The sequence below is a fragment of the [Actinomadura] parvosata subsp. kistnae genome, from assembly GCF_900323885.1.
In the GTDB taxonomy this organism is placed as follows: Bacteria; Actinomycetota; Actinomycetes; order Streptosporangiales; family Streptosporangiaceae; genus Nonomuraea; species Nonomuraea composti.
Map to the genome: position 1 here is coordinate 2,515,577 of NZ_OOHJ01000018.1, position 12,719 is coordinate 2,528,295.

Annotated in this window: 15 protein-coding genes; 6 read left to right on the plus strand and 9 right to left on the minus strand. The window is 69.0% G+C overall.

Annotated elements, in window-relative coordinates:
* Nucleotides 1–85 precede the first annotated feature (85 nt).
* Both KIS93_RS31695 and KIS93_RS31700 read left to right on the plus strand, forming a co-directional pair.
* Nucleotides 86–460 (plus strand): VOC family protein, encoded by a 375-nt coding sequence (locus KIS93_RS31695; RefSeq protein ID WP_080044198.1) that lies wholly within the window; start codon nucleotides 86–88, stop codon nucleotides 458–460.
* Nucleotides 461–704: 244 nt separating this feature from the next.
* Nucleotides 705–1,217, plus strand: a complete 513-nt coding sequence (locus KIS93_RS31700) for a GtrA family protein (protein ID WP_230465705.1) — start codon at nucleotides 705–707, stop codon at nucleotides 1,215–1,217.
* A gap of 44 nt (nucleotides 1,218–1,261) precedes the next feature.
* On the opposite strand, the gene dnaB is transcribed toward KIS93_RS31700, so the two are convergent.
* Entirely contained in the window at nucleotides 1,262–3,589 is a 2,328-nt protein-coding gene (gene dnaB, locus KIS93_RS31705) for a replicative DNA helicase (RefSeq protein ID WP_080044196.1), read from the minus strand.
* A gap of 283 nt (nucleotides 3,590–3,872) precedes the next feature.
* On the opposite strand from dnaB, the gene KIS93_RS31710 reads away from it, so the two are divergent.
* Nucleotides 3,873–5,174, plus strand: a complete 1,302-nt coding sequence (locus tag KIS93_RS31710; protein WP_080044195.1) for an MATE family efflux transporter — start codon at nucleotides 3,873–3,875, stop codon at nucleotides 5,172–5,174.
* Nucleotides 5,175–5,241: 67 nt separating this feature from the next.
* The gene (locus tag KIS93_RS31715) at nucleotides 5,242–6,714 is read left to right on the plus strand and encodes an APC family permease (RefSeq protein WP_230465704.1); all 1,473 of its coding nucleotides are present in this window, start codon (nucleotides 5,242–5,244) and stop codon (nucleotides 6,712–6,714) included.
* Here the strand turns inward: KIS93_RS31715 and KIS93_RS31720 are convergent.
* From KIS93_RS31720 to rpsF, 7 genes are all read right to left on the minus strand, one after another.
* Nucleotides 6,711–7,454, minus strand: a complete 744-nt coding sequence (locus KIS93_RS31720; RefSeq protein WP_080044194.1) for an amino acid ABC transporter ATP-binding protein — start codon at nucleotides 7,452–7,454, stop codon at nucleotides 6,711–6,713. The genes KIS93_RS31715 and KIS93_RS31720 overlap by 4 nt on opposite strands.
* Nucleotides 7,451–8,290, minus strand: a complete 840-nt coding sequence (locus KIS93_RS31725; protein WP_080044193.1) for an amino acid ABC transporter permease — start codon at nucleotides 8,288–8,290, stop codon at nucleotides 7,451–7,453. Before KIS93_RS31725 ends, KIS93_RS31720 begins: the two co-directional genes overlap by 4 nt.
* Nucleotides 8,287–9,144: an ABC transporter substrate-binding protein gene (locus tag KIS93_RS31730; RefSeq protein ID WP_080044192.1), complete on the minus strand. Its 858-nt coding sequence runs from the start codon at nucleotides 9,142–9,144 to the stop codon at nucleotides 8,287–8,289. Before KIS93_RS31730 ends, KIS93_RS31725 begins: the two co-directional genes overlap by 4 nt.
* A 252-nt stretch (nucleotides 9,145–9,396) precedes the next feature.
* A complete protein-coding gene (gene rplI / locus KIS93_RS31735) occupies nucleotides 9,397–9,843 on the minus strand; it encodes a 50S ribosomal protein L9 (RefSeq protein WP_080044191.1) in 447 nt (148 codons plus the stop codon).
* A gap of 14 nt (nucleotides 9,844–9,857) precedes the next feature.
* Nucleotides 9,858–10,094 carry a 30S ribosomal protein S18 gene (gene rpsR, locus KIS93_RS31740; protein ID WP_020543048.1) on the minus strand — a complete coding sequence of 79 codons (237 nt, stop codon included), beginning with the start codon at nucleotides 10,092–10,094 and terminating at the stop codon, nucleotides 9,858–9,860.
* Between the two features lie 64 nt (nucleotides 10,095–10,158).
* Nucleotides 10,159–10,713: a single-stranded DNA-binding protein gene (locus tag KIS93_RS31745; RefSeq protein WP_080044190.1), complete on the minus strand. Its 555-nt coding sequence runs from the start codon at nucleotides 10,711–10,713 to the stop codon at nucleotides 10,159–10,161.
* 78 nt (nucleotides 10,714–10,791) lie between these two features.
* Entirely contained in the window at nucleotides 10,792–11,082 is a 291-nt protein-coding gene (gene rpsF, locus KIS93_RS31750) for a 30S ribosomal protein S6 (RefSeq protein ID WP_080044189.1), read from the minus strand.
* 193 nt (nucleotides 11,083–11,275) lie between these two features.
* Between rpsF and KIS93_RS31755 the strand changes: the two genes are divergently transcribed.
* Entirely contained in the window at nucleotides 11,276–11,593 is a 318-nt protein-coding gene (locus KIS93_RS31755) for a hypothetical protein (RefSeq protein ID WP_230465703.1), read from the plus strand.
* A 57-nt stretch (nucleotides 11,594–11,650) separates the two neighbouring features.
* Here KIS93_RS31755 and KIS93_RS31760 read toward each other — a convergent pair whose 3' ends face one another.
* Nucleotides 11,651–11,827 carry a hypothetical protein gene (locus tag KIS93_RS31760; RefSeq protein WP_177240955.1) on the minus strand — a complete coding sequence of 59 codons (177 nt, stop codon included), beginning with the start codon at nucleotides 11,825–11,827 and terminating at the stop codon, nucleotides 11,651–11,653.
* A 77-nt stretch (nucleotides 11,828–11,904) separates the two neighbouring features.
* Here KIS93_RS31760 and KIS93_RS31765 point away from each other — a divergent pair, with 77 nt between their 5' ends.
* The gene (locus KIS93_RS31765) at nucleotides 11,905–12,648 is read left to right on the plus strand and encodes a deoxyribonuclease IV (protein ID WP_186404530.1); all 744 of its coding nucleotides are present in this window, start codon (nucleotides 11,905–11,907) and stop codon (nucleotides 12,646–12,648) included.
* Nucleotides 12,649–12,719: the final 71 nt, after the last annotated feature.

A 12,719-nucleotide genomic window follows, 5' to 3' on the forward strand; every position in this document is an offset into this window, starting at 1 on the left:
TGCCCGGGCCGAGCACCCTGTCCCGACCTGCCCAGGCTGCGCTGGCCTGGGCAGGCTCCGCTGTGGACAGGTAGGATCCCCGACCATGGCAAGCCGCATCTCCGAGCTGATCATCCCTTGTCAGGATCCGAACCGGCTCGCCGCGTTCTGGCGCGAGGTCCTCGACTTCGTCCTGCTCGACACCGAGGACGACGGCTCGGTGGAGATCGGCCCGCGGGAGGGGTTCGGCGGCCTGCAGCCGACGCTGGTCTTCAGCCCCACCACCGAACCCAAGACCGGCCCGCTGCGGATGCACTTCGACGTCAACGCCACCGACCGCGACCAGGACGAGGAGCTCGACCGCCTGCTCAAGCTCGGTGCCCGCCCGGCCGACGTCGGCCAGACCGGCGAGGAGTCATGGCACGTGCTGGCCGACCCGGAGGGCAACGAGTTCTGCCTGCTGCGCACCCGCCTGAGCTGAGCGCTCGTGGTAGCCGCGGTACCTGGACAGCCCGTCGGCTCGCCGGCAGACCAGGAATCTCCCCTGCTCGTCGCGGCTGACGACGCCCAGCACCCGGTCCTGGTCGTCGACACGTTCCACGAGCTCGGTCACAGCGGCATGATCTCAGCTCGCGAGCTCCGGCCTTGGCGAATCTGGTCACCAGGATGTCGGAGCGGTGAGAAGATCTAGGGTGCTCCGAATAGCGAACGCCGTACTCGCGAGATTGCCCGAGCCCCTGCGCGCACTCGCGCTGAAGCACAGCGAGCTGCTGAAGTTCGCGGTGGTGGGCGGAACGACGTTCCTCGTCGACAACGCGGTCTTCTACGGGCTGAAGCTCACCGTGCTGGAGCCGAAGCCGGTGACCGCGAAGATCATCGCGGTGCTCGTGGCGACGATCGTGTCCTACGTGCTCAACCGCGAATGGTCGTTCCGCACCAGGGGCGGCCGCGAGCGCCGCCACGAGGCCGCGCTGTTCTTCCTGGTCAGCGGCATCGGCCTGGTGCTCAGCTCGGCGCCGCTGTGGATCTCCAGGTACGTCTTCCTCCTGGAGACGCCGGAGGTGAGCCTGGCGACGCAGGAGATCGCCGACTTCGTGAGCGCGCAGCTCGTCGGCACGCTGGTCGCCATGATCTTCCGCTTCTGGGCGTTCAGGAAGTGGGTCTTCCCCGACGAGAAGACCCCCTCCCGCCGCCTCCGGCTGGTGTCCTCCCGTGACTCCACGGACGAGGCGGCCTGACGCCCTGGTGCCGCGCCATGCCTCATGAGGCGGCCTGACAGCCGCTAGTGCTGGGCCATGTCCACGAACCGGCTGTAGTGGCCCTGGAAGGCCACCGTCACGGTGGCGGTGGGGCCGTTACGGTGCTTGGCCACGATCAGGTCGGCCTCGCCCGCCCTGGGTGACTCCGGCTCGTACGCGTCCTCCCGGTGCAGGAGGATGACCATGTCGGCGTCCTGCTCGATGGAGCCCGACTCACGCAGGTCGCTGACCTGCGGGCGCTTGTCGGTGCGCTGCTCGGGGCCACGGTTGAGCTGCGAGATCGCGATGACCGGCACCTCCAGCTCCTTGGCCAGCAGCTTGATGGCACGCGAGATCTCGGAGACCTCGTTCTGGCGGCTCTCGGTCTTCTTCGGCGAGCTCATCAGCTGGAGGTAGTCGATGACCACGAATCGCAGGTCGTTGCGCTGCTTGAGCCGCCGGCACTTGGCCCGGATCTCCATCATCGACATGTTGGGCGAGTCGTCGATGAACAGCGGCGCCTCCGCCACCTCGCTCATCCGGCGGGCCAGGCGTGTCCAGTCGTCGTCGCCCATCATGCCGGAGCGCATGTGGTGCAGCGCCACGCGGGCCTCGGCGGACAGCAGTCGCATGGTGATCTCGTTGCGGGACATCTCCAGGGAGAAGATGACCGTCGTCATGCCGTGCTTGATCGCGGCGGAGCGGGCGAAGTCGAGCCCCAGCGTGCTGTTGTGGGTCGGGACGCAGGACCGGCCCGCGAGGTAGAGGTGGTCGTCGTTGTCGACCTGCACGCAGCGCACGGGGCGGGACACGATCGGCCGCACGTCGACGATGTGGCGGACGCGAGTGGCCGGGGGCACGGTGCCGGGCTGCCTGGACGCCTTGCGCGGGAGCCGGAAGACCTGGTCTGGTGTGGTGAAGCTGATCAGGTGGCAGGTGGAGGGGCCGTCGGCGTGGCCCTTGACCTGCTCGGTGCGCAGGGTGGCCTGGTAGCCCAGGCTCAGGATGAGCTCCAGCACGTCGTGCGCCAGCCGGTGGCTGGTGACGGCGAGCTGGATCCGGCCCTCGGCGTCGATGTGGCCGTCGATGTCGAGCAGGCCGGCCAGCAGGTCGCGCCGCTGGCGTTCGGACGCCCTCAGGTAGGCGGCGGGGATGTGCTTGTCGTGCAGGACGCCCAGCTCGCGCAGGACGGCGGGCAGCGGCTCCGCCGTCGTGCCGTCGCCGTCGCCGTCGCCGGAGCCGTCGCTGTCGCCGAGCCACGCGCCGAGGGCGTAGGGCGGCAGCGGCAGGTCCCGCTCCGGGAGCTGGAAGGGCGCCGCCACCTCGACCGCGTGGGTGGGGCCGTCGGCGGAGCGCAGCGTGGCCGCGATCTCCTCCGTGGTGAACACGTCCCGATCGTCAACGGTCACGGCGGCGGCGCGCGCGGTGTGCGAGGCCGCGGCGACACCCACCGCGTGCGCGGCGTGGCTGAGCAGCTCGGCCGGCTGCCGCGTCGTGCGCCACTGGTGCTGGGCGTCGGCGACGATCACGGTGCCGTCACTGAACTCCACCTCGTAGCACGGCCTCCCGTGCATGACCTCGGTCGCGGCCACGACCCTGGTCGGCCTCCCGTCGGCGCCGATGAGCTGATCGCCGACCTTGACCTCGCCCATCGTCGTCCAGCCGGTGGGCGTGGGCAGCGGCGTGTCGAGCGCCAGGGCCTTGCCGATGGCGGGACGGGCGGCCACGACGATCATCTGGCCGGGGTGCAGGCCGTTGGTGAGCTGGTCGAGGTCGGCGAAGCCGGTGGGGACGCCGACCATCTGGCCGCCCCGGCTGCCGATGGCCTCGAGCTCGTCGAGGGCGCCCGGCATGATGTCGGCCAGCGGCGCGTAGTCTTCGGACGTGCGGCGCTCGGTGACCTGGTAGATCTCGGCCTGGGCGCGGTCGACGAGGTCGTCGACCTCTTCGTTCTGGCCGCCGTAGCCGAAGGAGACGATGCGGGTGCCGGCCTCGATGAGGCGGCGCAGGATCGCCTGCTCACGGACGATCTTGGCGTAGTAGCCGGCGTTGGCCGCCGTGGGGACGACGGCCGTCAGGGTGTGCAGGTAGGCGGCGCCGCCCACCCTGGCCATCTCGCCGCGCTTTTGCAGCTCGTCGAAGACGGTGACCGCGTCGGCGGGCTCGCCCCGGCCGTAGAGGTCGGTGATGACGTCGTAGACCATCTGGTGGGCGGGCCGGTAGAAGTCGTCGGAGCGCAGGATCTCGACGACGTCGGCGATGGCGTCTTTCGACAGCAGCATGCCGCCGAGGACGGACTGCTCCGCCTCGATGTTGTTGGGAGGCGTGCGCTCGAACCCTGGGCCTGCGCCGACCTCTTCGTCAATGCTCACCGCGCCCCCTCAACGACTTGCAGGCGGTCGCACCACCCCCACTTGTAGTCGACCGGTGTGACAGTTTCCCGGAGTCGCGGCCCGTCGGCAACGTGGCCTGTGGACAACCCTGTGGCCGACCTGTGGATGAAGGCCCCTAAGGTGTGAACGGCCTGTGGACGAAGCCTGGGGATAACTTCTGGGGATAACCACCAAACCCACCCTGACCTGGATGAACAATGTCCACCGGCTGTGGAGGAAAGAAAGTTGGCCCGACACGCGGCGTAAGGTCCATAATGGACCAATGCCCATTACATCCAGAGATCGGGAGATTCTGCGCCTCGCCGTGCCCGCCTTCGGCGCGCTGGTGGCCGAGCCGCTCTTCCTGCTGGCCGACTACGCCATCGTGGGCCACGGCCTCGGCACCACGGCGGTCGGCGCCCTGGGTGTGGCGGGGACCGTCCTGACGACGCTGGTGAACCTGTGCGTCTTCCTCGCCTACGGCACCACGGCGTCCGTGGCGCGCCAGAGCGGGGCGGGCGACCACTGGCGGGCCATGCGCAGCGGTGTGGACGGCATCTGGCTGGCGCTGGCCCTCGGCGTGGCGGTGATCGTCGTGTGCTGGCCGCTGGCGCCGGCGATCGTGGAGCTGTTCGGGGCGGTGGGGACGCAGGCGGCGCAGGCCGTGACGTACCTGCGGATCAGCCTGATCGGCGCGCCCGGCATGCTGGTCGTGCTGGCCGGCACCGGCGTCCTGCGCGGCCTCCAGGACACGGTGACGCCCCTCGTGGTGGCCGTGGGGTCGTTCGCGCTGAACGGCGTGCTGAACGCGTGGTTCGTGCTGGGGCTCGGCTGGGGCATCGCCGGGTCCGCGTGGGGGACGGTGCTGGCGCAGACCCTCGGCGCCGCCGTCTACCTCGTGGTGGTGGCGCGCGGGGCGATGCGGCTGGGGACGCCGCTGACGCCGTCCGTGGCGGGGGTCAAGCAGGCGGGCACGGCGGGGTTCGCGCTTTTCGTCCGTACGGTGTGCATGCGCGTCGTGCTGCTGGCCGCCACCGTCATCGCCACCAGGATGGGCGAGGCGGAGCTGGCCGCGTACGCGCTGGCCACGCAGGTGTGGACGCTGCTCGCGCTCGCCCTCGACGCCATCGCCATCGCCGGCCAGGCCATCACCGGGCGCTCGCTCGGCGCCGGCGACGTCGAGGCCACCCGCGCCGCCACCCAGCGGATGGTGCGGTGGGGCATCTGGTCCGGCATCGTGCTCGGCCTGCTCGTGCTGGCGGCCAGGCCGCTCCTGCCGGGGCTCTTCGACGCCGACCCGCACGTGGCCGCGCTGCTGCTCGACCTGCTGTGGCCGGTGGCGCTGTTCCAGCCGATCTGCGGGGTGGTGTTCGTGCTGGACGGCGTGCTCATCGGCGCCGGCGACCAGCGGTACCTGGCCTGGGCCGGCGTGTGGACGACGCTCGCCTACCTGCCCGCCGCCCTGGTCGCCTCCGGTATGGGCGTGGTCGCCCTGTGGTGCGCGCTGGGGGTGTGGATGGTGGCCCGGCTCGTCACGCTGGTCCGGCGGGCGAACGGGACGGCCTGGCTGGTGACCGGCACGTGATGCAATCGTGCTTGTTGTTGTCCAATAGGTGAGACATTGTGGGCGAGTTCCCTGAGCGGGGTGTTCCTTGTCCACAATTCTGCGAAGACTGCCGCCTTCGGAGGCGACCGGCCTGCGTACCGGTGCCCGCCACAGCCTGGCCGAGGTCTACCGGCCGGCCGACCTGGTCGTGCTCGGGCTCGGAGTGATGATCGGCGCGGGCATCTTCAGCATCGCCGGGGAGCAGGCGGCCACCACCGCGGGCCCCGGCGTGATCCTCTCGTTCATGATCGCGGGCATCGCGTGCCTGCTCGCCTGCCTGTGCTACGCCGAGCTGTCGTCCACGATGCCGACCTCAGGCAGCGCCTACACCTTCACGTACGTCATCTTCGGCGAGGTCTGGGCGTGGATCATCGGCTGGGCGCTCATCCTGGAGCTGCAGTTCGCCGCCGCGGTGGTGGCCAGGGCATGGGCCGCGATCACGGTCGGGGCGATCGAGCACTTCGGCGTGCGGGTGCCCGCCGGGAATCTCGTCCAGGACGTCCTCGTGCTCGTCATCCTGGTGCTGCTCACGGGCGTCGTGGCGCTCGGCGCGCGGGTCGGGCTGCGCGCCCTGTGGGTCATGGTGTCGGCCAAGCTGCTGGCCATCGGCGCGGTCATCGTGGTCGGCGTGACGCACATCGACGTGGCCAACTTCGGCGACTTCTTCGTCCCGCCGAAGACGCTGGCCACGGCCCCGGCGACGGTGCTGGAGACCTTGATCGGGGAGGGGCACGCGTTCGGCTGGTTCGGCATCTTCGCGGCGGCCTCGGCCATCGCGTTCGCCTACATCGGCTTCGACATCGTGGCCACCTCCGCCGAGGAGACCGTGAACGCCCCCAAGGCCGTGCCGAAGGGCATGATCCGCAGCCTGGTGCTCGCCACCGTCATCTACCTCGCGGTGGCGCTGGTGATGGTGGGCATGGTGCCGTACACGAAGATCTCCCCGCAGACGCCGCTGGCCGGCGCGTTCCGCGCGGTCGGCGTGGACTGGATGGTGCACGTCATCGACGTGGGCGCGGTGCTGGGGCTGACCACGGTCATCCTGGTGCTGATCGTCGGGCAGACGCGGGTGCTGTTCTCGATGGCCCGCGACGGGCTCATCCCGCGCCGCCTGGCCACGGTGAGCCGCCGCTACCACACGCCCACGCGGGTGACGCTGGTGATCGGGCTGGTGGCGATCGTGCTGGCCGAGTTCGTGCCGGTGCTGACGATGCAGCAGCTCGTGGTCATCGGGACGCTGTTCGCGTTCGCGTTCGTGGCGGCCGGGGTGATCGTGATGCGCCGGCGCATGCCGCACCTCGAACGGGGCTTCCGCGTGCCGCTGTCGCCGCTGCTGCCCGCCCTGTCGCTGGTGGCCACGCTCTGGCTGATGGTGAACCTGCGGGTGCTGACCTGGGCCTGGTTCGCCCTGTGGATGGCCTTCGGCCTCCTGGTCTACCTCGTGTACGGCCGCCGCCACAGCCTCCTGGCCCGCCCGAACACCCCCGCCCGGCCGCCCCAGGGACGCCACCGGCGCTAGAACCGCCCCGACTCCAGCACGCTGCGCAAGAACTCCTGCGTGCGCGGCTGCTCCGGCGCGGTGAAGATCTGCTCGGGCGGGCCCTTCTCCACCAGCACGCCGCCGTCGAGGAAGCACACCTGGTCGGAGATGTCGCGGCAGAAGCCCATCTCGTGAGTCGTCAGGATCATCGTCATGCCCGACTCCTTGAGCTCCCTGATGATCTGCAGCACCTCCACCACGAGCTGCGGGTCGAGCGCCGAGGTCACCTCGTCGAGCAGCATCAGCCTGGGCTGCGTGGCCAGCGCCCGGATGATCGCCACCCGCTGCTGCTGGCCGCCGGAGAGCTGGTCGGGGTACGCCTTCGCCTTGTTCGCCAGGCCGAACCTGGACAGCAGCCCGTGAGCCTGCTCCTCCGCCTGCGCCCTGGCCACCCCGTGCACCTGGCGGGGGGCCAGCGTGATGTTGTCCAGCACCGTCATGTGCGGGAACAGGTTGAACGACTGGAAGACGATGCCGAGCCGCCGGCGCACCTGGTCGACGTTCGCCCGCGGGTCGGTGATCTCCTCGCCGTCGAGGTAGATGGCGCCGTCGTCCACCGTCTCCAGCAGGTTGACGCAGCGCAGCAGCGTGGACTTGCCCGAGCCGGAGGCGCCGATGAGGCTCACCACCTCGTGCGGCTCCACCTCCAGGTCGATGCCGCGCAGGACGCTGTGACCGTGGAAGTTCTTCCAGACTCCGTCGATGGTCAGGACGCTCATGCTCCTCGCCTCCTGCGCGTGCGGGCCGCCAGGTGGTCGGTGAGCCTGGCCATCGGGATGGTGAGCAGGATGAAGATCAGCGCGGCGGCCAGGTAAGGCGTGTAGTCGAAGGTGTTGAACGTGTGCATCTGCGCCTGCCTGAGCGCCTCCAGCGGCCCGATCGTCGCCACCAGCGCCGTGTCCTTCTGCAGCGAGACGAAGTCGTTGAGCAGTGGCGGCACGACCCTGCGAGTGGCCTGCGGCACCACCACGAACCGCATGGTCTTGGCGTGGCTCAGCCCGAGCGAGCGGGCCGCCGCCACCTGGCTCGGATGCACCGACTCGATGCCCGCGCGGAACACCTCGGCCACATAAGCGCCGTACGAGAGCGTCAGCGCGATGATGCCCAGCGTCGCCTTGTCGGAGGGGATCCCCTGCAACTTCAGCGCCGGCAGCCCGAACCCGATCAGGTAGATCACCAGGATCGTCGGCACCCCGCGGAAGACGTCGGTGTAGAGCGTGGCCAGCGCCCTGATGGGGAAGAACGCCGGGCTCCTGATCCCCCTGGCCAGCGCGACCAGGAGGCCGATGACGAGGATCAGCACCTCGGAGATCACGAAGATCCTGATGTTGAGCAGGAACCCTTCGAGCACGTCCGGCAGCGCCGCGACGAACTGCTCACCGTCGAAGAACGTCTCCCGCACCCGGGGCCAGCCCGGCGAGTTGGTGATCCCCCAGACCACCAGCACGATGAAGACGATCGTCGAGGCCGTCGCGATCGAGGCCGAGCGGCGGGCACGCGACCTGCGGACCCGCTCCCGCTCGACCTGCCGCTCCGACTTGACCCATTCGCTCATCGCAGCTCGGGGGCGCCGGCCGCGGAGCCGAGCCACTGCTGCTCGATCTTGGCCAGCTCGCCCTTCGACTTCAGCGCGTCCACGGCCTTGTCCACGCACGGCTTGAGCGCGCTGCCCTTCTCCATCACCATGCCGAACTCCTCAGGGGTGCCGCCCGTCGAGCTGAACTGGCCCACGATCTTGGAGTTCTCCACCTGGACGGCCGTCACGTAGAACGCCGTCGGCAGGTCCACGACCACCGCGTCCACCTGGTCGTTCTTCAGCGCGGTCACGACGTCGATCTGGTCGTTGAAGACGTCGGGGTCGTCGGCGGGCTTGATGACGTCCCGGACCGCGTTGAAGGAGGTCGTGCCGACCTGCACGCCGATCTTGGCGTCCTTCAGCTCCGCCAGGCTCTTGGCCCCCGCGAACTTGCCCTTCTCGGAGACGACGACGGCCTGCTTGACCGTGTAGTAGCCCTTGCTGAAGTCGACCGCCTCCGCCCGCTCGGGCGTGATCGAGACCTGGTTGATGTCGAAGTCGAACTGCTTGTCACCCGGCGCGAACGCCGCGTCGAACTTCACGGTGCTCCACTGCACCTCGCTACGGTCGAACCCCAGCTCACCCGCCACGGCGAACGCCACCGCGCTCTCGAACCCCTGCCCGTTGCTCGGGTCGTCGTTCTTGAACCACGGCTCGAAAGCCGGCTTGTCGGTGCCGATGGTCAGCTTGCCCGGGTTGAGCAGCTTCAGCTGGTCCTTGGTGCAGGCGGTGGACGTCGTAGGAGCCGCCGAGATGGCGGCCGTGTTGTCCACAGGCGCACAACCGACAACCGCCACGGCCAGAGCGAGCAGCATCAAGGGGCGAGTGGCCATGGCCGAGCCTCCAGGGGGAAAGGTGCAGAAGAACGACGGCATTCTACGCGGCCCGTACCGGGATTCCGGTGCGAGGGTGCCCCTCACCACGGCATACGGCCCACTTCGGGCTCGCGTGGCGGCGGCCCGCCGGTGACGGGTTCAGCGGGCGTTTCCTGGAGGGTCATCAGCCGGAGTACGGCGGGTGGAAAGCCACGGCCTGCCGTAAAAAACGAAAGGCCCCCCGAAAAGGGAGGCCCTTCGTCTGTGAGATCAGCCCGCGACGACTTCCACGTCGATGCCGGCGGCCACCTCCGGGTGGAGGCGGACGGTCACCCGGTGGGAGCCGACGCTCTTGATCGGGTTGACGATCTCGATGCGGCGGCGGTCGAGGATCGGGCCGCCGGCGGCCTTGACGGCCTCGGCGATGTCGCCCGTCGTGATCGAGCCGAACAGCCGGCCGGACTCGCCCGCGCGCGTGGTCAGCCGGACACGCAGCGCGCCGAGCTGGCCGGCGACCTCCTTGGCGGTGCCGAGGTCGCGGATCTCGCGAGCGTCGCGAGCCTTGCGGATGGTCTCGATCTGCTTCTCGGCGCCCCGCGTCCAGCGCATGGCGTAGCCGCGCGGGATGAGGTAGTTACGGCCGTAGCCGTCCTTGACCTCGACGACGTCACCCGGGGTGCCGAGGCCGGAGACCTCGTTGGTGAGGATGAGCTTCATATCGACAGGCCTCCTTAGCGCGCGGTGCTCGTGTAAGGCAGCAGGGCCACCTCACGGGCGTTCTTGATCGCGGTCGCCACGTCACGCTGGTGCTGGGTGCAGTTGCCCGTCACCCGGCGCGCACGGATCTTGCCGCGGTCGGAGATGAACTTCCGCAGCAGCGCCGTGTCCTTGTAGTCGACGTAGGAGATCTTGTCGTGGCAGAACAGGCAAACCTTCTTCTTGGGCTTGCGCAGTGCCGGCTTTGCCATCGTGGTGCTCCTTTCAGAGCCCCGCCTTCAGGGCGGGAATGGACTCGGGCTTTTCGGACTGGGTTTAGAAAGGCGGCTCGTCGCTGAAGTCGCTGCCGCCGCCGAAGCCGCCGCCGCCCTGCTGGCCGGCGCCGTAACCGCCGCCGCCACCGCCCTGGAAGCCGCCGCCCTGAGGCGGGGCGGGCGTGGCGGAGGCCCACGGGTCGTCGGCCGGGCCGCCACCGAAACCGCCGCCACCGCCGCCACCCTGACGGGAGGTGCGGTTGACCTTGGCGGTGGCGTTACGCAGGGACGGGCCGACCTCGTCGACCTCGACCTCGTAGACCGTGCGCTTCTCGCCTTCCTTGGTCTCGTAGGACCGCTGCTTGAGCCGCCCCTGCACGATGACCCGCATGCCGCGCTGGAGGCTCTCGGCGGCGTTCTCCGCCGCCTGCCTCCAGACGTTGCAGGTCAGGAAGAGGCTCTCGCCGTCTTTCCACTCGTTGGTCTGACGATCCATGAACCGCGGAGTGGACGCGATGCGGAATCGAGCCACCGCTTGCCCCGTCGGGGTGAAGCGCAGCTCCGGGTCGTCGACGAGGTTGCCGACGATGGTGATTACGGTGTCGCCTGCTGCCATGGCTAGCGCTCGCCTTCCTGCACGCCTTCGCTTGGGTTACGGCTCAGAGTACGGGGCTGCTCCGACAAAAGCCGGAGGTTAGTGCACGTCCGGACGCAGGACCTTGGTGCGCAGGATGCCCTCGTTGAGGTTCATCTGCCGGTCGAGCTCCTTGACCGTCGCGGGCTCCGCGGACAGGTCGATGACGGCGTAGATGCCTTCGGACTTCTTGTCGATGTCGTAGGCGAGACGGCGACGGCCCCAGACGTCGACCTTCTCCACCGTGCCGCCATCGTTGCGGACCACGCTGAGGAACTGGTCGAGGGACGGCGCGACGGTGCGCTCATCGAGCGAAGGGTCCAGAATGACCATTACTTCGTAACGACGCATGCGGGACTCCTACCTCCTCTGGACTCTTGCGGTCACGACACTCTGCCGTGACAGGAGGACGCTGACGTCTTGACCCGGGCTGCCCCTTTCGGCACCCCGGGGGTGATGGGGCACCCATCACAACGCAGCGTGCCCCAGGTTACCAGCCGTGGATAGGTGGGAAGGCCTGTAGGAAACCAAGGGGGTGGTGGCTGTGCCACATGTGCTTCAGCCCTCCGAAAGGGAGCGGTTCAGGCTCACGCTCAATCCGGACGGTCGTCCGCATCCGGTGGAGAACATCCTGGCCATCGTCACGCTCGTCTGCGGTGTGGTCGCCTTCGTCTCGACGTTCTGGACCTCGGCGCACATGATCGGGTCGTGGGTCGGCACGCTGGGCTTCGGCGTCGGCCTCTACTCGCAGTACGTCTCCGCCACGACGCCGCAGCGCTCACTCAACATCATCGGCCTCGTGGGCTCGTTCGTGGGCGCCGCGCTGGGCATCGCCCACGGCGGTTTCCTCCCCCACTCGTGAGCACCCCGTGCATGAGCAACGGCCCCGGTTCGCCGGGGCCGTTTCATATGTGTGGCTCTACCCGATGTGCAGGTCGATGCCGAGCAGGACCAGGAACCAGAGGAACACCGCGAGCAGGGCCTCCGCGACATCCCGGAGCAGCCCCGGAGTGATGTAGTCGTACACCCAGGCGACGTAGATGCCCACGATGACGTAGACGAGAACGATCAGCGCCCGTAAGCGCCAGCGGCTCATATGTGTTCTCCTCAGGAGTAGGGGGTGCTCCCGCGACTGCCCTGAGCTGCTGATGCCAAACGGATAAGCTCGGTGACATGGTGCTAATCGGAGCTCATGTCGATCAGGACGACCCCGCCGCCCGCGCCGCGGAGGTCGGTGCCGAGGTGGTGCAGTTCTTCCTCGGCGACCCGCAGGGCTACGACAAGCCCGTACTGCCGGCCAAGCCGGTCGAAGGGGTGGACGTCTACATCCACGCCCCCTACCTGATCAACGTGGCGACGACCAACAACCGCATCAGGATCCCCAGCCGCAAGCTGCTGGAGCAGCACCTGAAGGCGGCCGCGAGCCTCGGTGCCAAGGGGCTGATCGTGCACGGCGGCCACGTCAACAAGAGCGACGACCCCCAGAAGGGGTTCGACAACTGGCGCAAGGTGTTCGAGCGCATGGAGTGCCCCATCCCCGTGCTGATCGAGAACACCGCGGGCGGCGGCAACGCGATGGCGCGCAAGCTGGAGCGCATCGCCCGCCTGTGGGAGGCGCTCGACGGGTTCGACGTGGGCTTCTGCCTCGACACCTGCCACGCGCACGCCGGCGGCGAGGAGCTGGTCGACGTGGTCGAGCGGGTCAAGGCCATCACCGGCCGCATCGACCTGGTGCACTGCAACGACTCGCGCGACGACTTCGACTCGGGCGCCGACCGGCACGCCAACCTGGGCCAGGGGAAGATCGACCCCGAGCTGATCCTGGCGGTCTGCCGGGCGGCGGGCGCGCCGATCGTGGTGGAGACGCCGGGCGAGGGCCAGGCGGACGACATCGCCTTCCTGAGGAAGAACCTCTAGGAATTACACACAGCCTGTGGATAACTTCCCTGGATTACCAAGACGAGAAAGTGGGTAAGGGTGGTCGGCCT

What these genes read in the sequence shown, in the direction of transcription:
- KIS93_RS31695 (WP_080044198.1), top strand. Translation starts at nt 86, where the DNA reads ATGGCAAGCCGCATCTCCGAGCTGATCATCCCTTGTCAGGATCCGAAC.
- KIS93_RS31710 (WP_080044195.1), top strand. Translation starts at nt 3,873, where the DNA reads ATGCCCATTACATCCAGAGATCGGGAGATTCTGCGCCTCGCCGTGCCC.
- KIS93_RS31720 (WP_080044194.1), bottom strand. Translation starts at nt 7,454, where the DNA reads ATGAGCGTCCTGACCATCGACGGAGTCTGGAAGAACTTCCACGGTCAC.
- KIS93_RS31725 (WP_080044193.1), bottom strand. Translation starts at nt 8,290, where the DNA reads ATGAGCGAATGGGTCAAGTCGGAGCGGCAGGTCGAGCGGGAGCGGGTC.
- KIS93_RS31730 (WP_080044192.1), bottom strand. Translation starts at nt 9,144, where the DNA reads ATGGCCACTCGCCCCTTGATGCTGCTCGCTCTGGCCGTGGCGGTTGTC.
- rplI (WP_080044191.1), bottom strand. Translation starts at nt 9,843, where the DNA reads ATGAAGCTCATCCTCACCAACGAGGTCTCCGGCCTCGGCACCCCGGGT.
- rpsR (WP_020543048.1), bottom strand. Translation starts at nt 10,094, where the DNA reads ATGGCAAAGCCGGCACTGCGCAAGCCCAAGAAGAAGGTTTGCCTGTTC.
- KIS93_RS31745 (WP_080044190.1), bottom strand. Translation starts at nt 10,713, where the DNA reads ATGGCAGCAGGCGACACCGTAATCACCATCGTCGGCAACCTCGTCGAC.
- rpsF (WP_080044189.1), bottom strand. Translation starts at nt 11,082, where the DNA reads ATGCGTCGTTACGAAGTAATGGTCATTCTGGACCCTTCGCTCGATGAG.
- KIS93_RS31760 (WP_177240955.1), bottom strand. Translation starts at nt 11,827, where the DNA reads ATGAGCCGCTGGCGCTTACGGGCGCTGATCGTTCTCGTCTACGTCATC.
- KIS93_RS31765 (WP_186404530.1), top strand. Translation starts at nt 11,905, where the DNA reads ATGGTGCTAATCGGAGCTCATGTCGATCAGGACGACCCCGCCGCCCGC.